Below are 25909 nucleotides of genomic sequence, written 5' to 3' on the forward strand. Positions count from 1 at the left end.
GACCGTAGGCGGATGCGCCCCGGTGCGCCGCCGACGAACCAAGGAGCCGCTTCGTGCGCACCCCGTCCCCCAGCGAACCAGGACAGGTCCGCGACCCCCTCCCCCGCCGCCGGCTGCACCGGCTGACCATGCTGGTCGGCGCGCTGGCCGGCGTCCTCGTCGTCGCCGGGGCCACACCCGGCCTCACCGCGCCGGTCGCCGGGGCCGCCGCCGCACCCGCGCTGGCCGCCATCGAGCCGGGGCAGAGCACCCGGATCGTCGGCACCGCCTCCGGGCGCTGCCTCGAGGTCCCCAACTCCAGCACCACCAACGGCACCCAGACCCAACTGTGGGACTGCCAGGGCGGGGCCAACCAGACCTGGACCTGGACGGCCAGCCGGCAACTCACGGTCTACGGCAACAAGTGCCTGGACGCCTCCGGCCGGGGCACCACCGCCGGCACGGCGGCGATCATCTGGGACTGCAACGGCCAGACCAACCAGCAGTGGAACGTCAACGCCAACGGCACCATCGTCGGCGTGCAGTCCGGCCTGTGCCTGGACGCCAACGGCAACGGCACCGCCAACGGCACCAAGGTCCTGCTGTGGACCTGCAACGGTCAGGCCAACCAGCAGTGGACCTCGCCGACCACCCCGCCCACCACCGCCCCGCCGACCACGCCGCCGCCGACCACTCCCCCGCCCGCAGGTGCCCTGCCCTGCGACATCTACGCCGCCGGTGGCACCCCGTGCGTGGCCGCGCACAGCACCACCCGGGCGCTCTACGCCGCCTACGCCGGGAACCTCTACCAGGTCCGCCGCTCCTCGGACAATACGACCCGCAACATCGGGCTGACCGGCACCGGTGGCACCGCCAACGCCGCCACGCAGGACTCGTTCTGCGCCGGCACCACCTGCGTGGTGACCGTCGTGTTCGACCAGTCCGGTCGCGGCAACGACCTGTGGTACCAGGGCTCCAGCGTGGTGCCCGGGTCGCCGCAGAGCCGGCCGGCGGTCGCGACGTCGGAGTCGCTGACGGTGGGCGGCGCGAAGGCGTACTCGCTCTACATCAACCCGGGCAACAGCTACTGGCGCGACGGTCACCTGACCGGGGTACCGACGGGGTCCGCGCCCGAGGGCATGTATATGGTCACCAGCGGCACCCACGTCAACAACGGCTGCTGCTTCGACTACGGCAACAGCGAGACCACCCGCAAGGCCGACGCCGCCGGCGCGATGGACGCGATCAACTTCAGCACCCAGTGCTGGTTCGGCGGCTGCTCCGGCTCCGGCCCGTGGGTGCAGGCCGACCTGGAGTGGGGGCTGTTCCCCGGCGGCAGCAGCTCGTGGAACCCCAACCAGCGGGCATTCCCGCACAAGTTCGTCACCGCCACCCTGAAGAACAACGGCACCTCACGGTTCGCCATCAAGGGCAGCAACGCGCAGTCCGGCAGCCTCTACACCCTCTACGACGGCTCGCTGCCGCCCGGCTACAGCCCGATGAAGAAGCAGGGCGCGATCATCCTGGGCAGCGGCGGGGACTGCTGCAAGCCCGACGGCGGCGCGAACCTCAGCGCCGGCACCTTCTACGAGGGTGCGATGGTCGCCGGCTACCCGTCGGACGCCACCGAGAACGCGGTGCAGGCCAACATCACCGCCGCCGGCTACCGCTGACGGATCTCCGCTGGTTCGTCGCGCCGGTCACCGTCCACGGTGGCCGGCGCGGCGGCCGTCGACACCGGATGCCCGGCCCGGCCGGCGCTATCCGGCCGGCGCGCCGAGGCGGTGGTCCAGGGCGGTGTGCCGGCGACCCGCGCCGACGGTACGCACGGCGGCGGCCAACGCACGGCGGGAACCGACCAGGACGACGAGCTGCCGGGCCCGGGTGACGGCGGTGTAGAGCAGGTTGCGTTGCAGCATCATCCAGGCGCTGGTGGTCAGGGGTACGACCACCGCCGGGTACTCCGAGCCCTGCGAGCGGTGGATGGTCATCGCGTACGCGTGGGCCAGCTCGTCCAGCTCGTCGAACTCGTAGTCGAGGTTCTCGTCCTCGTCGGTGCGTACGGTGAGGGTCTGTTCCTCGGGGGTGATGGCGGTGACGATGCCGAGGGTGCCGTTGAAGACGCCGGCCTGACCCTTGTCGTAGTTGTTGCGGATCTGGGTGACCTTGTCGCCGATGCGGAACACCCGCCCGCCCAACCGCCGCTCGGGTTGCCCCTCGCGGTGCGGGGTGAGCCGCTGTTGCAGCAGGGTGTTGAGCGCGGCGGCACCGGCCGGCCCCCGGTGCATGGGGGCGAGGACCTGCACGTCGCGGCGCGGGTCGAGGCCGAACCGGGCGGGGACGCGGGTGCAGGCGACGTCGACGGTCAGCGCGGCGGTGGCCTCGGTGTCCTCGCAGGCGAACAGGAAGAAGTCCGGCAGGCCGTCGAGCAGGGGCGGTCGGCCGGCGTTGATCCGGTGCGCGTTGGTGACCACGCCCGACTGGGCGGCCTGGCGGAACACCCGGGTCAGCCGCACCCGGGGGATGGCCGGCGCGGTGAGCAGGTCGCGCAGCACCTCCCCGGCGCCGACGCTGGGCAACTGGTCGACGTCGCCCACCAGGAGCAGGTGCGCCCCCGGCGGCACCGCCTTGACGAGCTTGTTGGCCAGGATGAGGTCGAGCATGGACGCCTCGTCGACGACGAGCAGGTCGACGTCGAGCGGGTTGTCCCGGTCGTGCACGGCCTCCCCGCCGGGACGCAGTTGCAGCAGCCGGTGCACGGTGGCGGCGGGGTGCCCGGTCAGCTCGGACAACCGTTTCGCGGCCCGCCCGGTCGGCGCGACCAGGGTGATCCGGGCCTTCTTCGCGGCGGCCAGCGCGACGATGGACCGCACCGTGAAGCTCTTGCCGCACCCGGGACCGCCGGTGAGCACCGCCACCTTCGCCGTCAACGCCAGCCGGACGGCGTGCTCCTGCTCGGGGGCGAGGTCGTTGCCGGTGACCGCCCGTAGCCAGGTCAGCGCCCGGGGCCAGTCGACGTCGGCGAAGTGGGGCAGCCGGTCGGCCCGGTCGTGCAGCAGCCGCAGCAGGGCGCCGGCCAGCGACTGCTCGGCACGGTGGAAGGGCACCAGGTAGACCGCCGGCACCGGCTCGCCGTCGTCGCCGGGCAGGAACTCCCGGACCACGCCCTCCTCGGCGATCAGGTCGTCCAGGCAGCGGGTGACGAGGTCACCGGGAACGTCGAGGATCTTCGTGGCGTCGGCGACGAGCGCCGGCGCGGGCAGGTAGCAGTGGCCCGAGTCGGTGGCCTCGGACAGGGTGTACCGCAGGCCCGCCATCACCCGCTGCGGACTGTCGTGCGGGATGCCCACCGCCTGGGCGATGGTGTCGGCGGTCTTGAAGCCGATGCCCCACACGTCGGCCGCCAGCCGGTACGGCTCCTTCGTCACCACCTCGATCGACGCGTCGGCGTACTGCTTGAAGATGCGCACCGCCAGCGACGTCGACACCCCGACCCCCTGGAGGAAGACCATCACCTCCTTGATGGCCTTCTGCTCCTCCCACGCGGCGGTGATCTTCGCGGTGCGTTTCGGCCCGAGCCCGGCGACCTCGACCAGCCGGGCGGGTTCCTCCTCGATGATCCGCAGGGTGTCCAGGCCGAAGTGCGCCACGATCCGCTCGGCGAACACCGGCCCGATGCCCTTGACCAGGCCGGAGCCGAGATAGCGGCGGATGCCCTGGATGGTCGCCGGCAGCACGGTGGTGTACGAGTCGACCTCGAACTGCCGGCCGTACTTCGGGTGCGACGACCAGCGTCCCGACAGCCGCAGGCTCTCCCCCGGCTGCGCGCCCAGCAACGCGCCGACCACGGTCAGCAGGTCGCTGCCCCGGTCGGTGGCGACCCGGGCGACGGTGTAGCCGGTCTCCTCGTTGACGTAGGTGAGTCGTTCGAGGACCGCGTCCAGGGTGGCGAGCGGCGGGCGGGCGGGGGCGGTCACCCCCTCATCGTGCCGGGTGCCCGTCCCGCCTCGCCAACGGCCCGGACGGCTACCGTCGTCACCCCGCAGCGCCGGACGCGGCACGCGTGACCGGTCGTCGACGGCGGTGCAGGTCGACCGCCGCCCCGGTCGACGGCGGGAAGGTGGCCGGTGGCCGACCGGCACCCCTCGACGATGACGACGGAAAGGCCGACCCCTGGCCGGGAAACCAATATCGAAAAATAGACGCACGACAGTGGTTCTGGGAAGATTTCAGCAGGGCCCGGACAGATGCACGACGATCGAAGGGAATGCCGTGCTGCGTCGAATAACCACAGTTCTCGCGCTGGCCGTCGTCTCGCTTGTCATCGTTCCGGCGACAATTCCCGCCCAGGCAAGTCCAGTGTCGGCGGAAATCCCACCGCAGGGGAATTCCGCACCGGGGACACTCGGGCTCGACGGGACCTGGGCCTGCTCCGTGCCGAGCGGCTACACCTGGGACCAGGTGGAGCCCACCGGCACCTGCGGGTCACTGTCGTACCGCTACCGACTGCGCACCCCCGTCAACGGCCTGTGGGCCTGTGCGATCCCGTTCGGCTGGTCGTACGACTCGCTCCGGGCCACCAGCGTCTGCGGCTCGACCGGCCCCTACCAGTATCGCCTGCTGGGCTGACCCTCCACTGAGCGGTCAATTGACCCAGTAACGCGTCCGGCTGACCGTTCAGCATTCCGCCGTGGCCCCAAATTGACGTGAGCCGCCTTGTACGAGTCGGCCGACCGGGCGTGCCGCTGCGGGGCGCGGGCATCAGCCGATCGTCGGCCGGTGCCGGCGAGGACCACGCCGGACGGCCTCCCCCGCCCGCGTCGGGCGGGGGAGGCCGTCCGGGTCTCAGCCGATGGTGAGGTTGCCGCCGGAGGCGGTCAGGGTGCTCTCCCGGGTCGACGCGCCGGTCCAGTCCGACGAGAAGAGCAGCCGGTCACCGTCCCAGACGGTGATGCCGATCCCGTCGCGCCGGCCCGGCTCGCCCCGGTCGGTGGCGGTCACCCGCATGGTCAGCCCGGTGGCCACCGGGACCGGGTTCTGTGCGGTGGAGATGTCGAACAGGGTGACCTGGTAGCGCAGGTCGGCGACCGCTTCCCCGGTCGTCGTGGCGACGCCGAACGACTCCAGCGCGGTGCTCTGGAACTTGTACCGCTTCCCTCCCGACTTGTAGCCGACCTTCGCGCTGCCGACCAGCTTCTTGCCGTTGTTGATCCGGCCGTCCAGGGTCACCTCGATGCGCCGGTCGTCGTCGAGCGGATAGCCGCCGGCGGTGGCCCCGCCCTTCAGGTAGCCCGAGCCGGCGACCGACCGGCCGTACCCGCCGGCCACCGTGACGGTGGCCGTCGCGCTGCCGGTGTACGCCCCGGACACCGTGGCGGTGACCGGGTGCGCGCCGTGCGGCAGCACGGCGCGGCAACTGGCCGAGCCGTCGTCCGCCGCCGTACCGAACGGCGTCGCGACCGCCGTGCAGAGGGTCTCGCCGCCCTCGGTGAAGGTCACCGTCGCGTTGCGGACGTCACCGCCGCCGCCCCGGACGGTGGCCCGCAGCAGCACGCCTGTCGAGTCCGCGTCGTCCACCGGGGAGGCCAGGGCGTCACCGGTGTAGGTGACGGTGGCCGCCCGTACCTGGGTGATGGCGAGGTCGGCGTCGCTGAGGTCGAAGAAGACGTTGCCGACCGCCTCGATCTTCAGCCGGCCCCGGGCGGTGTCCACGTTCGGCAGCGTCACCGTCGCCGCCCCGGTGTTCGGGGTGCGCTCGGCCAGCACGTACGGGAAGGTCGCCCCGCCGTCGGTGGACAGCGAGATGCGCACCTCGCCCACACTGATCGGGGCGGTGTCCGTGCCGGCCACGTCCCAGGTGACGGGCATGGTGCCGCCGCCCAGGTGGGCCGTCGGCGTCGCCTGCGAGGTGACCAGGAACGGGCCGGCCGCCGGGGCGACCGTCAATGCCACGTCGGCGCTGCCGATGCCGCCGCCGCCCGGGTGGTGGTCCCGGCCGGTGAGCCGGAAGTGCAGGGTCCGGTCGTTCGTGACGCCTACCCAGTCGGCGGTGGGCAGGAACTCCGAGAAGCAGTCCACCGTCGCGGCGGGCACGTTGCTCGCCCCGCCGGTGGCCGGCGGTGCCGGTGCGGCCGGGCAGGCACCGGTGGCGGCGTTGGTGTTGTTCGCCGCGATCTGCGCCAGGTTCGGGAAGTGCCGGGTCGGATCGGTGGTCACCGCGTTCTCGCCCGGCGAGTGGTACTCCAGGGTGTCGGTCGGGCTGACCGCCGCCGCCTCCCCGAACTGCCGGAACAGCGGCCCGTTGGTCTTGGTGTTGTTGACCAGCGCGGTGCCGGTGCTGCCGCCCCGGTCGTTCTGCTCCCACAGGTAGCTGACGGTGTCCCCGTCGGCGTCGGTGGCGCTACCGGTCAGCGCGAACGGGGTCCGCGCCGGGATGGTGTGCGCCGCCGCCGGCACGGTGACCACGGGGGCCCGGTTGCCGGTCAGTGCGGTCTGGAAACCGTTGTTGCCGGCCGCGCCGCCCCGGGCGGTCTCACCGACGAAGCCGGACGCCCCCACGAGGCCGGTCAGTTCGAGCGCCGGTACGTCGACCCCGGCCAGCGGGCCCGCGCCGAAGGTGACCTGGAATCCGGTGTCGTTCGGCGCGCCGAGCCCGCCGAAGGCCGTCACGGTGACGGTGGCACCGGCCGGCCAGCCGGCGATCGACTCGATGGCCGCCCTGATCCCGGCCGCGGTGTAGTTGCCGCCGCGCACCACAGGCACGGACGACTGGCCCGCGTAGCTGATGTTGAACGCGTCACCGTCGGTGTCGAAGCCGGACAGCGAGACGGTCTGCACCTCGTTGAGCGCCGGGCGGGTGCCGGTGACGAACGTGCTGATCTCGGTGTAGCTGCGCTGCGACCAGTACGGGTCGCTGTGCGGCTGGAGGTTGTCCTGCTGGCAGATGCCCGCGTACGCCATGATCGACGAGCCGCTGCCCGGCTCGTAGGAGTTGGCGGCGCTGCGGTTGCTGCCGGAGCAGTTGTACTGGGTGCCGTTGAAGGTGTGGTTACCGGCGAACTGGTGGCCGATCTCGTGCGCCACGTAGTCGACGGCGTAGAAGTCACCGACCGGGGTGGGCAGGCCGGTGCAGCCGCGCGCCTTGCCGTCCAGGCCGACCACGCCGAGGCCGGCGACGCCGCCACCGGGCAGGCCCAGGCCGATGTGCCCGACGTCGTAGTTGCCCGCGCCGACGAGCTGGCCGAGCACGATCCGGTTGCGGTTGAGCAGCGAGCTGGTGCACGAGGAGATCTGCGTCGGGGTGTAGCAGGCCGCCGCGCCGCACGGACCGTTCGGCTCGGTGGCCAGGGCGGCGGTGTTCAGGTTGGTCTTGTCGGTGTCGTTGACCAGCACCAGCCGGATCGCCGTCTCGTCCTCGTAGATCTGGGTGACCCGGTTGATCAGGGTCACCTTCGCCGCGGTGACGTTCTCCGCGCCGAAGAAGGTGGCGTACGACGGGTCGGTGACCAGGGCCAGCCGGTAGGTGCGCAGGGTGACCGGCGGGCCCGCCGGCTCGTCCGCGGCCACCTCCGGCGTCAGCGCCCCGGCCGCCGCCGCGACGTCCTCCCGCTCCACCATGGCCGGGTCGGTGTCGACCAGGTCGCGGGCATAGTAGCTGGCGTAGACGCTCTGGTCGCCGTGGTAGTACGGGTCGAGGTACCAGCTGCCGCCGGTCGACCGGACCGAGGCGTGGAAACCCAGCGGGGTCAGGTCCGCCCGGATCGTCGCCGTCGGGTCGTCCAGGCCCCGGCCGACGTACGTGCTGATCTCGGGGTGCCGGGCGGCGAGGCCGGGTTCCATCACCGGCGAGTCGACCAGGCTGAACCGCTGGAAGCCCCCGGTGGGGGTGGGCAGCGCGACCGTCAGCGCCGGCTGCGACCGCCGGGCCGTGCCGGCCCGCTCGGCCGGGGCGTCGGCCAGGGTGTCGGCCAACGCGGCCCGGTCGAGGGTGTACGCGGCGAACCGCTCGGCGCGGATGTCGGGGGTACGCCCGTCCCGGGCGTTGGCCGACAGCTCGCCGGGCAGCTGCCGCCAGGGGCCGGAGTCGGCCGGCGCGGCGACCGCCGCGGTGCCGCCGGTCAGCGGCAGCGTGGTGGCGACCAGCACCGCGGCGAGCAGCCCGGCCAGTCGGCGGCGACCGCGACCGGCGGGATCGGGGGGTGGAACCGTCATCGAGTGGGCCTCACTTCACCAGGTAAGGGGAACGGGCCGGATGGCGTGGCGTTCGTGGGCCACGCCTGGCTGTCCCGGGAAGCACACGCTATGACGGGTCCCCTGTCGACAGACATCATCCGTAAAGTCGACGCGGCGGCGAAGCACGGCGGTGTAGGCGGTCCTCGATGGAGCCCGGCGCGGTGGGCAGGTGACCGGGACCGGTGCGTCGTGGTCGGACGCCCGCTGACCCGTGGCGGGGTGCCACCGGCTCGCCGCCCCGGGCGCAGCCGGGACATTTGTCCTGGCCGGACGGGTATCGTCGGCTCTGCCCCCGCCGGCCCCGGCTGCCTAGCGTGACAGGCATGAACGACACCGCGGTACGCCTGACCGGGCTCACCCGGCGGTTCGGCCCCGTCCGGGCCGTCGACGGGATCGACCTGACCATCGCGTCGGGCAGCACGGTCGCCCTGCTCGGTCCCAACGGCGCCGGCAAGACGACCACCATCTCGCTCCTGCTCGGCCTCGCCCCACCCGACGCCGGCACGGTGACGCTGTTGGGCCGGCCACCGGGCGAGGCGGTCCGGGCCGGCCAGGTGGGGGCGATGGTGCAGGACGCCGGTTTCGTCCCCGGTGCCACGGTGCGGGACCTGGTCGCACTCGCCCGAGGGTTGTATCCCCGGCCGCTGGACACCGCCCGGGTGCTCGCCCTGGCCGGGCTGACCGACCTGGCCGACCGCCGGTTGGACCGGCTCTCCGGCGGCGAGACGCAGCGGGCGCGGTTCGCCTTCGCGTTGGCCGGTGGCCCGGACCTGCTGGTCCTGGACGAGCCCAGCGCGGCGCTGGACGTCGCCGCCCGGCAGGCGTTCTGGGCGGCCATCCGCCGGTACGCCGCCGACGGTCACACCGTCCTGTTCAGCACCCACCACCTGCACGAGGCCGACGAGTACGCCGACCGGGTGGTGCTGCTGGCCGGCGGGCGGGTGGTGGCCGACGGCTCGCCCGCACAGGTCCGGGCGGTGGCCGGCGGCCGTACGGTGGCCTTCGACCTCGCCGACGGGTCGGTGGCGGGCCTCGACCTGCTGCCCGGCGTCCGTTCGGTACAGGTCCGGGGCGGTCGGGTGGCGCTCACCACCGACGACGCCGACGCCACCGTGCTGGCGCTGGCCGCCGACCGGGGCTTCCGGGGCCTGGAGGTCACCGGCGTCGGGCTGGAGGCGGCCTTCCTCACCCTCACCGGCACGGAAGGGAACCACTGACATGCGCGCCTATCTGCAGTTCGAGCTACGCCGTCTGGCCCGGGACCCGCGGCTGGCGATGTTCACCGTGCTGGGCCCGGTCGTCACCTACGTGATCTTCTCGGGCCTGCTTCCAGCGGGCGACCGGCTGGAGGGCGTCACCGCCGCCGCCGCGCTCATGGTCGGCCTGGCCGGCTACGGCGCGATGGCCGGGGTGCTCTCGGTGGGCTCGTCGGTGGCCCAGGAGCGCGCGGTGCGCTGGCTGCACCAACTGCGGGTCACCCCGCTGTCCCCCCGCCGGGTGGTCGCGGTGAAGGCCCTGGTCAGCACCGTGAGCGGGGTGCCGCCGCTGGTCGCGGTGGGCATCGCCGGACGCCTCCAGCACCACGTCGAGCTACCTGCCGGCAGGTGGGTGGCCCTGCTGGTGCTGATGTGGGTCGGCACGGTGCCGTTCGCGCTGCTCGGGCTCGCCATCGGGTACGGCCTCACCCCGCAGCTCGCCCAGCCGGTCAACTTCCTCGCCTTCCTCAGCCTGTCGGTGCTCGGCGGACTGCTGGTGCCGACGGCGTACTTCCCCGACCTGCTGCGGCACCTGGCGCACACGCTGCCGACGTACCGGTTCGCCGAACTCGGCTGGCGTACGGCGGCCGGCCTGGCCCCCGACCCGACCGGACTGGCAGTGCTCGCCGGGTGGACGGTGGCCTTCGGCGTGCTCGCCGCGGTGGCGTACCACCGGTCGACCGCGCATCGTTGAGATCCCGCTACGGTGTCGACCATGCCCGGTGCCACGATCGCGGCCCCCGCCACCGGCCGCCGCCACCGGCGGGGCTTCCTGCTCGTGGCGTCGCACACGCTCTGGTTCTGGCTGCTGCTGCCACCGTCCACCGCGATCGCCCACGGGCAGGTACGCCCGACGGCGGTCGCGGCGGCCGGGCTCGTCACCTTCGCGCTGCTGTACCTCGCGCTGGTGGCGGTTCCGGTGGCCGACCTGGTGGTCCCGCCCGTGCTGTCCCACCTGGGCCTGCTGGTGTTCGCGGCGCTCGGGGTGGGCCTCGCGGGCGCGTACGCCGGCGGCCCCGAGGGCTGGCTGATCCTACTGACGTACGTCGCGACGGCCGGTGCGGTCGGGCTGGTCCGACCGGTCCAGGGGTTCGCCTGGGTCGGCGGCAGTGCCGCTGCCGTCCTGATGATCGGGGCGGCGCACCGGGTACCGGTCGGCGACACCGCCGCCTCGGCACTGATCACGGTGCTGGCGGGCGCCATGACCCTGGCGTTCACCCGGACGGCCCGACTGGTGGCGGAGCTGCGCCGCACCCAGCAGGAGCTGGCCCGGACAGCGGTCGAGCAGGAACGGCTGCGGTTCGCCCGGGACCTGCACGATCTGCTCGGCCACACCCTGTCACTCGTGGTGGTGAAGGCGGAGGTGGTGCGCCGGCTCGCCCCGACCGATCCGGGGCGGGCAGCGGCAGAGGCCCGTGACATCGAGCGGATCGGCCGTACCGCGCTCGCCGAGGTACGCGAGGCGGTCACCGGTTACCGGGACCGGAGCTTCGGACGGGAACTGGACGGTGCCCGGACCGCCCTCGCCGACGGGGGAATCACCGTCACCGTGCGGCAACCCGGTCGGCCGCTGCCGGTGGAGGCGGACGACGCGTTCGGCTGGGTGCTGCGGGAGGGGGTGACGAACGTGCTACGGCACAGCCGTGCGTCCCGTTGCGAGATCGAGGTGCGCGCCGACGTCGAGGAGTCGGTGCTGACCATCGGCGACGACGGTGTCGGTGGCCGGGTCGAGCCGGGCAACGGCCTGCGGGGTCTGGCCGAACGGCTCGCACGGGCGGGCGGGGAACTGCACGTCACCTCCGCCCGTGGCGGCGGTGTGCGGCTCACCGCCCGGATTCCCACCGGCACGGGCGGGTCGGCGCGCGGATGATCCGGCTGCTGCTCGCCGAGGACCAGGGCATGATGCGCGGCGCACTGGCCCTGCTGCTCAACCTCGAACCCGACATGGAGGTGGTGGCCGAGGCCGGCACCGGCACCGCCGCGTTGGCGGCGGCCCTGCGGGTCCGCCCCGACGTGGCCCTGTTGGACATCGAGATGCCCGCCGGCAGCGGGCTGGACACCGCAGCGGCGTTGCGGCAGCAACTGCCCTCCTGCCGGGTCCTGATCCTCACCACGTTCGGGCGACCCGGCTACCTGCGCCGGGCAATGGAGGCCGGGGCGCGAGGATTCCTGGTCAAGGACCGGCCGGTGGAGGAGTTGGCGGTGGCGGTCCGGCGGGTGCTGGCTGGTGAGCGGGTGATCGATCCGGCGCTGGCGGCGGCGGCCCTGGCGACCGGCCCGAACCCGCTCACCGAACGGGAACGGGAGGTGCTCGCCGCCACCGTGGACGGTGCCACGGTGGCTGACGTCGCTGCCCGGCTGCACCTGTCGGAGAGCACGGTCCGCAACTACCTGTCGGCGGCGATCGGCAAGACGGGCACCCGCAACCGGATCGAGGCGGCCCACACCGCCCGCGCCAACGGCTGGCTCTGACCGGCCCCCCGTCCTGGACGGGGGGCCGGGTTCAGACGGCTGGTCGATCGCCCCGGATGCGGGCGTGCAGGTGCATGTCGTGCCGGCCGTCGGCGTGCACGGCGTCGCTGCGCTTGGTGCCCTCCAGAAGGAAACCGGCGCGCAGGGCGGTCCGGCAGGAGGCGACGTTGCGGGTCGAGTGGTCCAGGTGCAGCCGGTGGAAGCCCGCCTCGTCCAGCGCCCAACCGCCCAGCGCCGTCAACGCCCGGGAGGCCACCCCCGCCCGGCGGGCGGCCGGAAGCACCCAGTACGCGCACCCGGCGACGCCGTCATCGAGATCCATGCTGGTCAGGGCGATGCGGCCGAGCACCTCGACGCCGTCGCGGGTCACCGCCCAACTGGCGCCGGTCTCCCCCGCCCAGGCCCGGTGATAGCCCTCGAACCACGCACGGACCTGGCTCTCGGAGGCCGGATGACGGGTGTGCCAGTGCCGGATCTCCGGGTCCCGGTAGGCGGCCAGGAACACCGGGGCATCGGACGCCTCCCAGGGCCGCAGGACCAGGCCCCCCGGCGCGGCGAGGGTCGGCTGCGCACCGGCGGCGAGGGCCCCGGCGGGAATGGCCGGTGGCGTGGAGAGAGGGACCCGCACGCCTCATCCTCCCCCGGTGCCGTGGGCCGGTGTCAAACCCCGCCCGGGGCGGCGACGTCGACGTCGACGCGGGGGACGCCCCGGTGCTCGGCGAGGCGTTCCGCCTGCGCGACGATGCCGTCGCGGACGGCCGCGGGCAGCTTCCGCCACGGCTGGACGGCGAGCGTCAGTGTCCGGCCGGCCTTACGGGAACGCCAGGTGCCGACGATCTCACCGCCGGCCAGGACGGCGCCGGGGCGGCCCAGCACCGGCCACAACTGCTTGGCGTGGGCCGCGTCCGGCACCAGGGTCGTCCGGTCCCGCGCCTGGAGGAAGAGGTCGAACGGGCCGAGCAGGCGGACGGCCGTGGTGTCGGCGGCACCGGCGAGCGCCGGCTCGTCGGCGGCGAGCAGCGAGCGGACCTCCCCGTCGACCCGTACCTCGACCACGTCCTCGGGCCAGCGGGCCCGCACGTCCCTGACCGGGGCGTCGAGGTAGTCGGCGACCTGCCTGGGGGTGGCCGGACCGAGCAGCCGCAGGTAGGCGCGGACCAGGTCGAACCGGTCGCCGGGCGGGGCGGCCCGGGTGAACCCGGGGATGCGGTGCAGGACCGGTGGCGAGGTGCCGGGGCGCAGCTCCAGCCCGGCCCGCACGGCCGCCAGCCGGAACGGCATCTCGTAGAGGTGGGTGGCGGCGCAGGGGCGGCAGAACCGCAGGTAGGGCTCGGGCAGCAGCTCGGCCAGCCGCCCGGACACGTCGCCCTTGACCGTCGGGGTGGTGACCACGGCCCGCATCCGGGCCGCCACCTCGTCGAGGGCGGCCAGGTTGCCGATGCCGGCGGCCTTCAGCGGCCGGGCCGCGTCGTAGATGCGTTTGCCCGCGTCCGCGTCGGAGTACGGCGCGACCGCCCCCGCCACCTCGGCCACGTCGGCGCGACGGTAGAGGTGCGGCGCGGCGCGGACGGTCCAGAGCAGGACCAGGTCGTCCGCGACGGGTGCCGTCACCTCGACACCGCGTAGGGCCAGGGCCCACCGGCCGCCGTCCGGGCCGGTGTCCTGCACCCCGATGTCGAGCACGGCGGTGTCCGCCGGGGTGCCCCCGGCCCGGTCGAGTTGCTGCGCCCCGACCCGGAACTGCATCACCTGACGGCGGTCGATCATCCGACCAGCCTAGGTGTCACCCCCGACAACCCCGGCCGGTCGTGGCCGGCACCCCGGGGTGCCGGCCACGACGGGCGGACACCGCTACTCCCGGAGCCCGACGTGGTCGACCGGTGGGACCCGCAGCAGCCGGCGGACCGGCCACACCGTCGTCGCCAGCGACAGCAGGGCGACACCGCCGAGCACCACCACCGCCCCCAGCGGCGGCACGTACGGCACCGGGCTGCCGGTCAACGCGGCGACGATCGCACCCAGGGTCAGCGCCGCGACCGTCGCGCCGATCAGCACCGCGCTGCCGAGCAGCCCGGCCTGCTCGGCAAGGACCATCCGGCGGATCTGCCGCCGGGTGACCCCGACCAGCCGCAGCAGCGCCAGCTCACGGCGGCGGGCCAGCGCGGCCAGCACCATCGTGGTGGCCGCGGCCAACGCCGCGTAGCCCACCAGCACCCCGATCAGCAGCCGGTTCAGCCAGGCACCCAGCGCCAGGTCGGTGCCGATCTGCCGGGTCCGGGTGGCCGCGTCGCGTACCTGCCCGCCCGGCTGCCCGGCCGCCCAGGCGGCCAGCGGCGCGTCGGCGTTCGGGTCGGCGCGGACCAGGATCTCGTCGGCGGTGGCCCCGGCGGTGTGCCCGGCGACCGTCCCGGTGGCCAGCGTGACGTCACCGAAACCGAGGCCCCGGCCGTAGACCGCCACGACCCGCAGGGTCACCGGGCTGCCGTCGCCCAGCCACAGGTCCGCCCGGTCGCCGACCCGCCACCCGGACGCGGACGCCTGCGTCGTGGACAACGCGACCGTGCCCACGGCCAGGTCGGCCAGGTCACCGTCGCGCACGTCGAGGTCCATCGTGTCGGTGAGGCCGACCGGGTCGACGGCCTGCGCGGGGACCGGCGTGATGCCGTCGAGCGACGACCGCACCACCACCTGGGTCCGGCGCACACCCGTGGCGGCCCGCACCCCGGGCAGCGCGCGGACCTGACCGGCGGCGTCGGCGGGCAGCCCACCCGGCGCGGTCAGCACCCGCCCGGCGAGCGTCCCCGCGCCGCTCTGGGCGAGCGTCTGCCGTTCCAGGTTGGTCTGGAAGAACCAGACCGAGCCACCGAGCCCGACGGCCAGCACCAGGAAGGTCAGCACCGTCGCCGTGCCCCGCGCGGTGGCCCGCAGGTTGGCCGCGGCCAGGTAGCCGCCGACCCCCCAGAGGCGGGGCAGCGCCGGGGTGAGCAGCCGCGCGACGTACCCGTTGATCCACGGCGCGAGCAGCCCCACCGCGACGACGAACAGGTAGAGCATGCCGACCGCGCCGGCCAGCGCGCCCGTCGAGCCGGTACCGCCGGCGGCGACCGCCCCGGACGAGACGGCGCCGGCCAGCGACAGGCCACCGGCGACCAGCCGCACCCGGCCCGGAGGGCGGGACTCGACGGCGCTCTCGCCGAGCGCCTCGACCGGTTTGATCGCGGTGACCCGACGCCCGGCGACCAGGGCGGCGAGCACCGCCACCAGCACCGCCGTGCCGGCGGCGGCCGGCACCGCGAGCAGGCCGCCGGTCATCGGGAAGCCGGCCGGCACGAAGCCCCGGTCGACCAGCTCCCCCTGCACCCAGCGGGCGGCCAGCAGACCGGCGGGCCCGCCGAGCGCGGCGGCGACCAGGGCGAGCAGGGCGGCCTCGGCGAGCAGCATCCGACGCACCTGCCCCGGGGTGGCCGCGATCGCGCGCAGCAGCGCCAGGTCCCGGCGACGGTGCCGGACGGAGAGTCCGATCGTGCCGGCCACCACGGAGACGATCAGCAGGACGACGTACCCGCCGAAGGCCGCGCCGACGCTGACCAGCAGGCCCTGGGCGGCCAGCTCCGCCGGCTGCTCGACCGTGCCCCGGTCGGCGTCGACGTGGACGGTGGCGCCGGTGGGCGCGGCGACCCGACGGACCGCGTCGGCGACCGCGTCGCGGTCGGCGTCGGGGGCGAGCCGCACGCCGACCGTGTCCACCCGGCCCGGGTGGGCCGACAGCCGGGCCGCCTGCGCGTCGGTGAACAACACCGCGTCGGTGCCGGTGTCGACGGCGGCGCTCACCCGGTAGGACCGGGCGACCCCGCCGACGACCAGGTCGATCCGGTCGCCGGGGGACACGCCGAGCCGGACGTCGACCGCCACCTCGTCGTCGGCGCGGGGCGCGACGCCGGTGCTGACCGGCCGGCCGGCGAAGGCGTACGTGGCCCAGCCGTGCCCGTCGGCCGGGGGCACGCCGATCGGCACCCGGTCGTCGCCGGTGGCGTCCGCGACGCCGGGCAGCCGACGGACGCGGTCCACCAGGGCGGCGTCCACCGTGCCACCCTCGGGCAGGGCGACCGTGCTGGTGGTGGTGTCGCCGCCGAACTCCCGGGTCTGCTGGCTGAGCGTGCGGTGGGCGACGACCAGGTCGGCCGTCGCCCAGAGCCGGGGCTCCGGCCGCCACCGCAGCCCGGACTCGACGAGGGTGCCCATGGCGACCAGGATCGTCACCCCGGCGAGCAGGGCGAGCAGCGTCGCGACGGCCGGGCCGCCGCGGTGACGCAGCAGCCGGACGGCGAGCCGGGTCACCGGACGGCCCGCCCGTCCAGCGCCGCCAGGCGTTCGGCGATCCGGGCCGCCCCGGACCGCGGCAGGTCGGCGACGATCCGGCCGTCGGCCAGCACCAGCACCCGGTCGGCGTACGACGCGGCGACCGGGTCGTGGGTCACCATGACCACGGTCAACCCGTGTTCGTCGACGATCGCGCGTAGCAGCGTCAACACCTGGGCCGCGGTGTGCGAGTCGAGCGCCCCGGTGGGCTCGTCGCAGAAAACCACCTCGGGTCGGGTGGCGAGCGCGCGGGCGATCGCCACCCGCTGCTGCTGGCCGCCGGAGAGCGCGGCCGGCCGGTGGCGCAGCCGGTCGGTGAGCCCGACCCGCGCCACCACCTGACCCAGCCAGGCCCGGTCGGGGCGGACCCCGGCCAGCCGCAGCGGCAGCACGATGTTCTCCTCGACGGTGAGCGCGCCGATCAGGTTGAACGCCTGGAAGACGAACCCCATCCGGGTCCGCCGCAGCTCGGTCAGCCGGGTCTCGGACAGGGTCGACAGGTCGGTGTCGCCGAGGACGACCCGGCCGGAGGTGGGCCGGTCGAGCCCGGCGGCGACGTGCAACAGGGTGCTCTTGCCGGACCCGGAGGGGCCCATCACGGCGGTGAAGGTGCCCCGGTCGAAACCGACGTCGACCCCGGCCAGCGCGGTCACCGGGGTGGGGCCGGACGGGTAGACCCGGGTGAGCCGGGTGACGCGCACCGCCGTGCCGACGGGCCCCGCCGGGTCGACGGTCCGTACGGGGTCGAGGGGGTGTGCCGGATGGACTGGCATCCTGGTGGCCTTCCGGGTCAGCGGGTGTGGGCTGCGCGCACCAGGAACGCTATGCAGGTGCAGGACCGGGAACCATCCAGCGGGCTGCCCGGACGGCGGTACCGCAGGCGCTACCCCCGGCCGCCGTCGAGGTGCCGCAGCACCGCGGTGACCCGGCGGTCGACCCGGTCGTCCGGCGGTAGCTGGAGCTTGGCGAAGATGTTGCGGATGTGTTTGTGCACCGCCCCGTCGGTGACGAACAGGCGCTCGGCGATCGCCGTGTTGCCGAGCCCCTCGGCCATCAGCCCCAGCACCTCACGCTCGCGTGGCGACAGCTCGCCCAGCGCCGTGTCCGGGCGGCGGTTGCGGGCCAGCAGCTGCCCCACCACCTCCGGGTCGATCACGCTGCCGCCGTCGGCGACCCGGTGCAGCGCGGCGAGGAACTCCTCGACCCGACCCACCCGTTCCTTGAGCAGGTAGCCGAGCCCGACCGCGCCGACGGAGAACAGGTCGGTGGCGAACGCCTGCTCGACGTACGCCGAGAGGACCAGCACCGCGAGGCCGGGCCGGCGGCGGCGGGCCTCCACCGCGGCCACGATGCCCTCGTCGGTGTGCGTCGGCGGCATCCGGACGTCCACGATCGCCACGTCCGGCGTGTGGGCGTCGACCGCGGCCAGGAACTCACCCGGGGTGCCCGCCGTGGCGACCACGTCCAGGTCCTCCGCCCGCAGCAGCAGCGCCAGCCCCTCCCGCAGCAGCGGGTCGTCCTCGGCGATCACGATCCGCACGGCAACTCCACCTCCAGTCTCGTCGGCCCTCCCGGTGGGCTGGTCAGCGTCATCCGGCCGTCGTACGCCCCGACCCGCCGGCGGATGCCGGTCAGCCCCGAGCCGCCGGCCTCGTCGGCGTCGCCGTGCCCGTCGTCGGTGACGGTCACCAGCAGCCGGTCCCGCTCGCGGCGGACGGCAACGTCGACCCGCCCGGCGCCGCTGTGCCGGACCACGTTGGTCAACGCCTCCGCCACCACGAAGTAGGCGGTGGCCTCCACCGAGACGGCGCAGCGTACCGGCACGTCGACGGTGAGCCGGCAGGGCACCGCGCAGCCGCCGGCCAGGCCAGCCAGGGCACCGGTGAGGCCCCGGTCGTCCAGCACCGGCGGCAGGATGCCCCGCACCACCGTACGCAGTTCGCCGAGCGCCTGTTCCGCCGCGTCCTGCGCCCGCCCGAGGATCTCGTCGGCCCGGTCCGGGTCCCGCCGTACCGCCCGGCGGGCCGCCCCCAGCAGCACGTTGACCGCGACCAGCCGGTTCTGGGTGCCGTCGTGCAGGGAGCGTTCGATGCGGCGCAGTTCGACCGCGTGGGCGTCCAGCGCCGCCGCCCGGGTGGCGGTCAGCTCGGCGACCCGCAGCGACAGGTCGAAGCCCGGCGGCGGGGGCAGCAGCCACCGGCCCGGCCGGGCCTGGAGCCGGGCCAGCGCCGGCACGAACGCGACCGTGGCGACCAGCCACCCGAAGCCGAGCAGCCCGACCAGGAGCGCCTCGGTCAGCCCGTCGATGCGCCACCAGACGATCCCCGGCGCGCCGAACTCGGGCGGCACCAGCCGGTACCACAGCGGGAACGTGATGTCCTGCACGGCGTAGAGCGGCAGGGACAGGCCGAGCAGTCCGCCGGTCAGGCCGGTGACCGCGTGCACCGCGACCCAGCCGAGTTCCCGGCGGACGAACGGGTCGCGCACCGCCACCCGCAGCTCGGCGGGGACCGGACCCGGGGCGGGGACCGGCGCGCCCCAGCGGGACAGCCGGGCCCGTTCCCGGTCGGCCACCGCGCGTACCGCCCGCAGCGTGCCGGGTGCCGCCGGCAGCCCCACCCAGACCAGGCAGGCCGTCGCCACGACGAGCACCCGGAGCAGGGTGGCCAGCGCCAGCAGCGCGGTGCCGAGCCCGCCGACGAGGTGGGCGACGCCGTCGACCGTGGCACGGGCCCGGTGCCGCAGGTGTGTCATCGGAAGACCTCCCGCGCCAACATAGGCCACCGGGCGGGCGGCCCGGCACCGTCGGTGCGGAAAGTGGCGCCTGCTGTACCGCCGCCGGTCGTGCTGGCGGGATCGTGTCCGACCCGCCGCCGCGCCTAGCGTCGACCTGGTCGAACTCCCGCCGCCCGAGGAGGCAGCCATGACCGATCCGTACCGTGTCGCCGATGCCCCGGCCGACCCGCCGCAGCCGGCGGCCGACCGGCTCCGCCCGCTGCTGTGGCTGGTGCTGGTCGTCAGCCTCGCCGCCAACGTGGTGCTGACGACCGTGCTCGACAACCAGTGGGCCGGCTCGGCGTGCGGCCTGCTGGCGGTGATCTGCGCCGGGACGCTGATCGCCCGGCACCGCCGCACCCGGTGACCGACGCACGGGACGGCCGGCCCGTTCCCGGCGCGGGGCCGGTGGTGGGCCGGTCGCCGCCGCCTCCGCGGACCGGCCCACCACCGGCCGGCGCTCAGCGGCCGTCGGGGGCGCTGCGGAGGGTGAGCAGGTAGCTCGCGGTGAGCGCGACGACCCGGTCGTCGTCCCCGGTCAGCCCGGCCAGGGCCCGGGACGTCGTGTCCCCCGGGATACCCGCGAGCGCCTGGGTCAGCCGGCTCCGCGCCGACGCCCCGGGGTCGCCGTGGGTGATCAGGTCGATCAGGCGCGTGGCGATCCGCTCCGCCGTGGCGGGATCGGTCGCCAGCGCGCTCAGCGCGTCGGCGGCGTCGACGTCGTTCACCTCGGCGACGATCATGTCGATGAGCGTCGGCACGGCGGCGGGCTCGCCACGGCCGCCGAGCGCCAGCGCGGCGTACCTGCCGACCACCGGGTCCGGATGGCGCAGGGCTTCGCGGAGCAGCGCGGTGGCGTCCCCACCCGGGATCTCGACGATGGCCCGGACGGCCCGTTCCCGCACCTCGGGCGCGGGTGCGTCGAGCCCCTCCGCCAGTAGGGGCAGACCGTCGACGCCCGCGTGGGCCAGCGCCCAGCGCAGCGCCCCGGCGACGTTCGGGTCGGACTCGTCAAGCGCCGCCGTGACCAGCGCCTCCACCGGCACCGGCAGCTCGCCGACCGAGGCCAGCGCCGCGCGTTGCCGCTGGTCCGCGCGGGGTGAACCCAGGTCCCGCAGGAGCGCGACCACCTGCAGGACGTCCTGCCAGTCGGCGGGCCCGGCGGCGTCGATCCGCCGGAGGCGGGTCAGCAGCTCCTGCTCCGCAGTGATCCGCTCCCGCGTCCGCCGGATGAGGTCGTCGACGAGTTCCGTGGGGGTGAAGGCGGGATCGTCGAGCGCCCGTCCCACCGCCCGCAGCGACAACCCCAGCGAACGCAGGCTCTCGATGTGGAAGATCCGTCGCAGGTCCGCGCCGGAGTACTCACGGTACCCGACGCCGCTACGACCGGTCGGTCTCAGCAGTCCGAGCGACTCGTAGTGCCTGAGCATCCGGACGCTGACGCCGCAGCGCCGTGACACCTCGCCGATCAGCACCGCTTCACCCCGGCCCGTCGGTTCACCCCGGCCCGCCGGTCCCGCCGAGAGCCACGACGCGCGTCGCCTCCCCGAGGGAGAACTCGAATCCGGCGTCCGGGTCGCGCACCAGCCGCTGCGTGGCGGCGGCGTGCGCGCGTACCCGGGGGTCCGGGTCGGTCCCGGCGGTGTGCAGCAGCGGCGCGACGACCTCGCCGAGCGCGGTCAACGCCCGGCTGAGGCTCAGCCACGTCGCCCGGTCACCCCGCCCGAGCTGGGTGGCCAGCACCGCGGCCAGTCCGGCTTCCGCGCCGTCGGGCACCAGGGCGACCGCCGCCCGCCAGGCGCTGCGCGCCACCTCGTCGTCGGCGTCGGTCAGCAGGGCCCGGGTGACCGCCGGCCAGGCCCGCCGGTCCCCGATCTTGGACAGCGTGTGCAACGCCTGACTGCGGGCCTGTGCCCGGGTCGACCCCAGGGCGGCGACGAGCCGGGGCACCGTCTCCTCCGCCGGGTGCCGGGTGAGCGCCCAGGTCAGCATCTCGCGGACGGAGAAGTCCGGTTCGGTCGCGCAGCGGTCGACGAGCGGGTCGACGAACGCCGGGTCGGGGGTGGTGCCGATCGCCAGCGCGGCCCGCAGCCGCACCGACGGGTCGCCACTCGCCAGCCCCCGCAGCGCCCGCGTCGTGTCCGCTTCCGATCTGGTCATCCGGACCACCTCCCCGACGCAGTGTCGACCCTGACACCGTGTCAGGGTCAACCGGCGGCCCGCCGCGTTCCCCCGACCCGGTGGGGTCACCGGGGGCGCACGGCGACCGGTGGGCCGAACCGGACCGGCACGCCTGGTGAGTACAGCACGCTGACCGGCGGTCCGGTCGGCGTCGGCAGGCCGGCGGCGGTGACCAGTTCGTCGTCCAGGTGCAGTAGCTCGGCCCGGTGCAACGGCCACTGCGGATGCCAGTTCGGCAGGTGCAGGGTGCGCCCGTACGCCCGGGTGTGCAGGCCCCACCGGGCGGTGAGGAAGTGCTCCAACGCAGTCGGCCGGCGGATCGGCGCACCCACCCGGACCACCATCTCGCTGGTCGTGCCGACCGGCCCCGGCCAGCGCCGCCGACACCGGTAGCTGCGCAGGTCACCGTCGTGGTCCAGCCGCATCGCCGACCACAGGTACGGCAGCCCCAGGGTGATCCGGGCGACCAGTACCGGGATCAGCCGGGACGCGTCGAGGGAGCGGAACACCACGGCCCGCCGACCGGTGTGGTCGACCGAGTAGAGCCGCACGTTGGTCTCCCAGAAGGTCCCCAGGTACGGGACGGCCGGCCCCCGGCCGAAACCGACGCCGACCATCCGGAAGCCGATCAGCCCGACGTGGGCGGTTCCGTCGAGGGTGTCCGGGCGGGTGCCGGCCGGCAGCAGCGGCGCGACGAGTTCCGGGTCGACCGCCCAGTGCAGGAAGGTCAGGTCGGCCCAACGCTGGCGCAGCAGCGTACGGGGGAACGTCGAAGCGGGTGCGGGGTCGACCGGCTCGATCTGCACGCACCCATCCTGCGCCACCGCCACCGGCCGGCGGAACGGTCGGCGGAGGGTCCGGCGGGCCGTTTCCCCGGCGGCGGGGGACGACGGACCCACCCGTCCAGGAAAAATGGCTTGCCTCCTCGGCGGAGGGCACCGGCGGATGCCGGCGGCCACCTCACCGCATGTCCCCCCGCGACGGCCCGGGTACCGGACCGGTACGACCCGTCGATGTCCGACCGGGGAACGGGTGGTCGGGGATGTCGGGTAGTGGACGCGGCGTAGTCGGGTGCCCGCTAGAGGCGGGTGCGGTGTGAGCGGAGGGTGACACCAGCCGACCCGCCACTGCGAGACGAGGTAGCCATGCCCGTCACCCCGACCTATCCCGGCGTGTACATCGAGGAAGTCGCGAGTTCCGTCCGCCCCGTGATCGGCGTGGCGACCGGGGTGACCGCATTCGTCGGGTACGTCCGGACCGGACCGGAGCACCGTGCCGTCCGGGTGAACACCTTCGGCGAGTTCGAGCGCCGGTTCGGCGGGGTCGACCGGGACTCCGAACTCAGCCTGGCCGTGCAACAGTTCTTCCGCAACGGCGGGGCCGCCGCCCTGGTCGTGCGGGTGCCCCGGGCCGACGCCCGCGCCGCCTCGGTGACCCTGCTGGACAAGGTCGGCGCCGGAGCGAAGTCCGCGCTGCTGCTGGACGCGACGAGCACCGGCGCGTGGGGCAGCGGACTGCTCGTCGACGTCGACCACGACGGTGTCGCCGACGCCAAGTCGTTCAACCTCACCGTCACCGACACCGCCACCGGCGACACCGAACGGTTCACCGGACTGTCCGCCGACCCTGCCGCCGCCGCGTACGCGGTGGCCCTGCTCAACGACCCGGACCGGGGTTCGGCGCTGGTCCGGGCGCGCGCCGGGGCCTCCGGGGCGGGCCGGCCGGTGCCCAGCGGCACGGTCGGCACCGCTCTCGGCACCCCCACCGTCGACGCCGCGAAGAACTACCGGCTCACCGTGCAGCCCGACCGGCCCACCAAGCCGGACCCGAACGACCCGGCCAAGACCGTGCCGGCGGTCGCCCCGGTGACCGTGACCGTGCTGGACAAGGGCGAGCGGCTGCCGTCCTCACCCGCCGGGGTGGCCGCGCTGCTGCAACGGAAGGTCAACACCGCGCTGGGCGCCGCCGACGGCGCGGCCGGGCTGCGGGTACGGGTGACCCCCACCGCCGCCGGCGGGCTGCGCGTCCTCGGCGACGTGGACGCGGTGGTCGCCCCGGCGGCCCTCGACGCGGCCTTCACCGTCGCGGGGGTCTCCCCCTCCGGGGACGTCGCCGACGGCGCGGCCCTGCTGGGCCTGGCCGGGACGACCGCCAACGTCGGCCGGTTCAGCCCGCTCGGCGTCAAGCGGCTCGGCCAGGGCGACCTGGTCACCGGTTCCGACGGCACCACCCTGCCCGGCACCGGCGCGCTGATCGGCAGCGAGGCCGCCTACACCGGCATCTACGCGCTGCTCAAGACCGACCTGTTCAACCTGCTCTGCATCCCCGACGCCACCCGCCCCCGGCACGGCGACCCCGCCGCCGTCGACAACGGGCTGGACCCGGAGGCCGTCTGGTCGGCCGCCTACGACCTCTGCGAGCGCCGCCGGGCGGTCCTGCTGGTCGACCCGCCGCCCGGGGTGGACGACCCGGACCGCGCCCTGGACTGGATCAACCAGCTCGGGGTCAAGGGCCCCAACGCGGTGGCCCATTTCCCCCGGCTGCGCATCCCCGATCCGACCGACGGCTTCCTGCCCCGCACCGTCGCCCCCGGCGGCACCCTCGCCGGCCTGTACGCCCGGCAGGACACCGAGCGGGGCGTGTGGAAGGCGCCGGCCGGCACCGAGGCGCAGCTGCGCGGGGTAACCAACCTGGTCTATCCGCTGACCGACGCCGAGAACGGGGTGCTCAACCCGTTGGGGCTCAACTGCCTGCGCACCTTCCCGGTGACCGGCACGGTCAACTGGGGGGCCCGCACCACCGCCGGCGCGGACGCGCTGGCCAGCCAGTGGAAGTACACGCCGGTACGCCGGCTCGCGCTGTTCATCGAGGAGAGCGTCTACCGGGGCACCCAGTGGGCGGTCTTCGAGCCCAACGACGAACCGCTCTGGTCGCAGCTGCGGCTGAACCTGACGTCGTTCATGCAGGACCTGTTCCGCAAGGGCGCGTTCGCCGGGCGGACGCCCCGGGAGGCGTACCTGGTGCGGTGCGACGCGGAGACCACCACCGGCGACGACCGGGACCGCGGCGTGGTCAACGTGGTCGTCGGGTTCGCCCCGCTCAAACCCGCCGAGTTCGTCATCGTGCGGATCCAGCAGCTCGCCGGCCAGAGCCCGTCCTGAGAGGTGTGAGTCATGGTGCAGTTCGCGGTCAACCCGACGCGCTTCGACCCGTACAAGAACTTCAAGTTCCGGGTGAAGTGGGACGGCCGCTACGTGGCCGGGGTCAGCAAGGTCAGCGCGTTGAAGCGGACCACCGAGGTGGTCAAGCACCGCGACGGCGGCAACGCGTCGACCAGTCACAAGTCGCCGGGGCGGACCGAGTTCGAGGCGGTCACCCTGGAACGGGGGCTGACCCACGACGCCGAGTTCGCCCAGTGGGCGGGCCGGATCTGGGCGCTGCACGCCGGGGCCGGCGCGGAGGTGTCGCTTGCCGACTTCCGCCGGGACATCACCATCGAGCTGCTCAACGAGGCCGGGCAGGTCGCCCTGTCGTACCGGCTGTTCCGCTGCTGGGTGTCGGAGTACCAGGCGCTGCCGGAGCTGGACGCCAACGCCAACGCGGTGGCGATCGAACACATCAAGCTGGAGAACGAGGGCTGGGAGCGCGACGAGGCGGTCACCGAACCGGCCGAGCCCCGGCTCGGGTCGTGACCGTCGTGGGCCCGCCGTCGACCGAGGTGGCGCTGGTCCACGCCTGGGACGACGCGCTCGGTCAGCCCGCGCCGCGCCGGGGGTTGCTGCTGCTCGGCCGGCCCGACGCCGACCGGCTGCCGGTGGGCGAGGTGACGGCGCTGCTGCTCGCCACGGCCGGCGACTGGACCGGTGGCCGGGTGGCGACCACGGTGGACTGTCCGACCTGCCCGGAACAGTTGGAGGTCACCCTCACCGTCGCCGACCTGCTGGCCGCCGCGCCGCAGCGGGCCGACCGGGCCACCGGCCCGTTCACCCTGCGGTGGCGGGGGCACCGGCTCACCCTGCGGCTGCCCACCCCCGCCGACCTGGCCGGCGCGGCAGGGGCCGGTGACGCGGCGGCGGCCGAACGGTGGCTGCTCGACGCCTGCCTGCTCGACGCCGACCCGCCGCTTGCCGACCCGTCCGCCGCGCTGCCGGCGGTGTCCGCCGCGATGGCCGAACGCGACCCGCTCGGCGTCGTCGCGGTCGCCCTGACCTGTCCGGGCTGCGGCGGCGGCACCGAGGCGCTGCTGGACGTGCCGGCCTGGGCGTGGCACGCCGCCGACGTCCGGGTGCGCCGGCTGCTCGACGAGGTGCACCGGCTGGCCCGCGCGTACGGCTGGTCCGAGGCGGAGGTGCTGGCGTTGGGCCCGCACCGCCGGGCGGCGTACCTGGAGCGGGTCCCGTGAGCGGCTACCTGGCCGCGCTGGCCGCCCTGGCCGTCGGGACCGCGCCCCGGCTGCGCCCCCGCGCCCTCGGCCGGTTCGAGCCGGAGGAGCCGGAACCGGCCGGCTTCCTGACCGAGCAGGAGCGGTGGCCGGCCGCCCCGCCGCCTGCCCGGCCGACCGGCCCGCCGCCGGCACCGGAGTCGCCGTCACCGCTGCCGCCGTCGCCGGGTGCTCCGGCGGTCGTCGCGGCGGCACCGGCCGGGCCGGGGGCGAC

21 protein-coding genes and 1 pseudogene are annotated in these 25909 nt (G+C 74.8%); 11 read left to right on the forward strand and 11 right to left on the reverse strand.

Features of this window, described 5'->3' with window-relative positions:
• Window positions 1–53: 53 nt before the first annotated feature.
• Window positions 54–1652, forward strand: a complete 1599-nt coding sequence (locus B5D80_RS26180; protein WP_211291656.1) for an arabinofuranosidase catalytic domain-containing protein — start codon at window positions 54–56, stop codon at window positions 1650–1652.
• An 87-nt stretch (window positions 1653–1739) separates the two neighbouring features.
• Here B5D80_RS26180 and recD2 read toward each other — a convergent pair whose 3' ends face one another.
• Complete coding sequence (recD2, locus tag B5D80_RS26185) at window positions 1740–3956, reverse strand: SF1B family DNA helicase RecD2 (RefSeq protein WP_088646614.1); 2217 nt, start codon at window positions 3954–3956, stop codon at window positions 1740–1742.
• A gap of 457 nt (window positions 3957–4413) precedes the next feature.
• On the opposite strand from recD2, the gene B5D80_RS26190 reads away from it, so the two are divergent.
• Window positions 4414–4608 carry a hypothetical protein gene (locus B5D80_RS26190; RefSeq protein ID WP_088646615.1) on the forward strand — a complete coding sequence of 65 codons (195 nt, stop codon included), beginning with the start codon at window positions 4414–4416 and terminating at the stop codon, window positions 4606–4608.
• A 216-nt stretch (window positions 4609–4824) separates the two neighbouring features.
• On the opposite strand, the gene B5D80_RS26195 is transcribed toward B5D80_RS26190, so the two are convergent.
• On the reverse strand, window positions 4825–8190 hold the full coding sequence (locus B5D80_RS26195) for a M12 family metallo-peptidase (protein WP_088646616.1): 3366 nt from the start codon (window positions 8188–8190) through the stop codon (window positions 4825–4827).
• A 344-nt stretch (window positions 8191–8534) separates the two neighbouring features.
• On the opposite strand from B5D80_RS26195, the gene B5D80_RS26200 reads away from it, so the two are divergent.
• The 4 genes from B5D80_RS26200 to B5D80_RS26215 are packed head-to-tail and all read left to right on the forward strand — an operon-like array spanning window position 8535 to window position 11939.
• Window positions 8535–9428, forward strand: coding sequence for an ABC transporter ATP-binding protein (locus tag B5D80_RS26200; RefSeq protein ID WP_088646617.1), 894 nt, complete (start codon window positions 8535–8537; stop codon window positions 9426–9428).
• 1 nt (window position 9429) lies between these two features.
• The gene (locus tag B5D80_RS26205; protein WP_088646618.1) at window positions 9430–10161 is read left to right on the forward strand and encodes an ABC transporter permease; all 732 of its coding nucleotides are present in this window, start codon (window positions 9430–9432) and stop codon (window positions 10159–10161) included.
• A gap of 21 nt (window positions 10162–10182) precedes the next feature.
• A complete protein-coding gene (locus B5D80_RS26210; RefSeq protein WP_088646634.1) occupies window positions 10183–11337 on the forward strand; it encodes a sensor histidine kinase in 1155 nt (384 codons plus the stop codon).
• Entirely contained in the window at window positions 11334–11939 is a 606-nt protein-coding gene (locus tag B5D80_RS26215; RefSeq protein WP_088646619.1) for a response regulator transcription factor, read from the forward strand. Before B5D80_RS26210 ends, B5D80_RS26215 begins: the two co-directional genes overlap by 4 nt.
• A gap of 31 nt (window positions 11940–11970) precedes the next feature.
• Here the strand turns inward: B5D80_RS26215 and B5D80_RS26220 are convergent, their stop codons facing one another.
• The 6 genes from B5D80_RS26220 to B5D80_RS26245 all read right to left on the reverse strand — a co-directional run bounded on the left by B5D80_RS26220 (window position 11971) and on the right by B5D80_RS26245 (window position 19052).
• Complete coding sequence (locus tag B5D80_RS26220; protein WP_088646620.1) at window positions 11971–12567, reverse strand: GNAT family N-acetyltransferase; 597 nt, start codon at window positions 12565–12567, stop codon at window positions 11971–11973.
• A 32-nt stretch (window positions 12568–12599) separates the two neighbouring features.
• The gene (locus B5D80_RS26225; RefSeq protein WP_088646621.1) at window positions 12600–13706 is read right to left on the reverse strand and encodes a winged helix DNA-binding domain-containing protein; all 1107 of its coding nucleotides are present in this window, start codon (window positions 13704–13706) and stop codon (window positions 12600–12602) included.
• Between the two features lie 84 nt (window positions 13707–13790).
• The gene (locus B5D80_RS26230; protein WP_088646622.1) at window positions 13791–16277 is read right to left on the reverse strand and encodes an FtsX-like permease family protein; all 2487 of its coding nucleotides are present in this window, start codon (window positions 16275–16277) and stop codon (window positions 13791–13793) included.
• On the reverse strand, window positions 16274–17071 hold the full coding sequence (locus B5D80_RS26235; protein WP_088646623.1) for an ABC transporter ATP-binding protein: 798 nt from the start codon (window positions 17069–17071) through the stop codon (window positions 16274–16276). The genes B5D80_RS26230 and B5D80_RS26235 overlap by 4 nt, the downstream gene beginning before the upstream one ends.
• A gap of 110 nt (window positions 17072–17181) precedes the next feature.
• Window positions 17182–17838, reverse strand: coding sequence for a response regulator transcription factor (locus tag B5D80_RS26240; RefSeq protein ID WP_088646624.1), 657 nt, complete (start codon window positions 17836–17838; stop codon window positions 17182–17184).
• Entirely contained in the window at window positions 17826–19052 is a 1227-nt protein-coding gene (locus tag B5D80_RS26245) for a sensor histidine kinase (protein ID WP_088646625.1), read from the reverse strand. The genes B5D80_RS26240 and B5D80_RS26245 overlap by 13 nt, the downstream gene beginning before the upstream one ends.
• 169 nt (window positions 19053–19221) lie before the next feature.
• On the opposite strand from B5D80_RS26245, the gene B5D80_RS26250 reads away from it, so the two are divergent.
• Complete coding sequence (locus tag B5D80_RS26250) at window positions 19222–19440, forward strand: hypothetical protein (protein ID WP_088646626.1); 219 nt, start codon at window positions 19222–19224, stop codon at window positions 19438–19440.
• Between the two features lie 94 nt (window positions 19441–19534).
• On the opposite strand, the gene B5D80_RS26255 is transcribed toward B5D80_RS26250, so the two are convergent.
• From B5D80_RS26255 to B5D80_RS26265, 3 genes are all read right to left on the reverse strand, one after another.
• The gene (locus B5D80_RS26255) at window positions 19535–20548 is read right to left on the reverse strand and encodes a HEAT repeat domain-containing protein (RefSeq protein ID WP_088646627.1); all 1014 of its coding nucleotides are present in this window, start codon (window positions 20546–20548) and stop codon (window positions 19535–19537) included.
• Window positions 20549–20570: 22 nt separating this feature from the next.
• Window positions 20571–21233, reverse strand: a complete 663-nt coding sequence (locus B5D80_RS26260; RefSeq protein WP_088646628.1) for a HEAT repeat domain-containing protein — start codon at window positions 21231–21233, stop codon at window positions 20571–20573.
• An 86-nt stretch (window positions 21234–21319) separates the two neighbouring features.
• Window positions 21320–22060, reverse strand: a complete 741-nt coding sequence (locus B5D80_RS26265) for a YqjF family protein (protein ID WP_088646629.1) — start codon at window positions 22058–22060, stop codon at window positions 21320–21322.
• A 339-nt stretch (window positions 22061–22399) separates the two neighbouring features.
• Between B5D80_RS26265 and B5D80_RS26270 the strand changes: the two genes are divergently transcribed.
• The 4 genes and pseudogenes from B5D80_RS26270 to B5D80_RS26285 form a co-directional block, all read left to right on the forward strand.
• Entirely contained in the window at window positions 22400–24415 is a 2016-nt protein-coding gene (locus B5D80_RS26270) for a phage tail sheath family protein (protein ID WP_088646630.1), read from the forward strand.
• A gap of 12 nt (window positions 24416–24427) precedes the next feature.
• Window positions 24428–24946, forward strand: a complete 519-nt coding sequence (locus tag B5D80_RS26275; protein WP_088646631.1) for a phage tail protein — start codon at window positions 24428–24430, stop codon at window positions 24944–24946.
• A complete protein-coding gene (locus B5D80_RS26280; protein WP_088646632.1) occupies window positions 24943–25656 on the forward strand; it encodes a hypothetical protein in 714 nt (237 codons plus the stop codon). The genes B5D80_RS26275 and B5D80_RS26280 overlap by 4 nt, the downstream gene beginning before the upstream one ends.
• Window positions 25653–25909 (forward strand): annotated as a pseudogene (locus B5D80_RS26285) (hypothetical protein); the annotation flags it as partial. The gene B5D80_RS26280 and the pseudogene B5D80_RS26285, both read left to right, overlap by 4 nt.

Origin of the sequence: Micromonospora wenchangensis (assembly GCF_002210435.1) — a bacterium.
GTDB lineage: Bacteria > Actinomycetota > Actinomycetes > Mycobacteriales > Micromonosporaceae > Micromonospora > Micromonospora wenchangensis.

Bases quoted from the DNA above. Each gene is read 5' to 3' on its own strand.
- B5D80_RS26245 (WP_088646625.1), bottom strand. From the start codon at position 19,052: ATGACACACCTGCGGCACCGGGCCCGTGCCACGGTCGACGGCGTCGCC.
- B5D80_RS26195 (WP_088646616.1), bottom strand. From the start codon at position 8,190: ATGACGGTTCCACCCCCCGATCCCGCCGGTCGCGGTCGCCGCCGACTG.
- B5D80_RS26225 (WP_088646621.1), bottom strand. From the start codon at position 13,706: ATGATCGACCGCCGTCAGGTGATGCAGTTCCGGGTCGGGGCGCAGCAA.
- B5D80_RS26270 (WP_088646630.1), top strand. From the start codon at position 22,400: ATGCCCGTCACCCCGACCTATCCCGGCGTGTACATCGAGGAAGTCGCG.
- B5D80_RS26210 (WP_088646634.1), top strand. From the start codon at position 10,183: ATGCCCGGTGCCACGATCGCGGCCCCCGCCACCGGCCGCCGCCACCGG.
- B5D80_RS26235 (WP_088646623.1), bottom strand. From the start codon at position 17,071: ATGCCAGTCCATCCGGCACACCCCCTCGACCCCGTACGGACCGTCGAC.
- B5D80_RS26205 (WP_088646618.1), top strand. From the start codon at position 9,430: ATGCGCGCCTATCTGCAGTTCGAGCTACGCCGTCTGGCCCGGGACCCG.
- B5D80_RS26260 (WP_088646628.1), bottom strand. From the start codon at position 21,233: ATGACCAGATCGGAAGCGGACACGACGCGGGCGCTGCGGGGGCTGGCG.
- B5D80_RS26250 (WP_088646626.1), top strand. From the start codon at position 19,222: ATGACCGATCCGTACCGTGTCGCCGATGCCCCGGCCGACCCGCCGCAG.
- B5D80_RS26215 (WP_088646619.1), top strand. From the start codon at position 11,334: ATGATCCGGCTGCTGCTCGCCGAGGACCAGGGCATGATGCGCGGCGCA.
- B5D80_RS26200 (WP_088646617.1), top strand. From the start codon at position 8,535: ATGAACGACACCGCGGTACGCCTGACCGGGCTCACCCGGCGGTTCGGC.
- B5D80_RS26275 (WP_088646631.1), top strand. From the start codon at position 24,428: ATGGTGCAGTTCGCGGTCAACCCGACGCGCTTCGACCCGTACAAGAAC.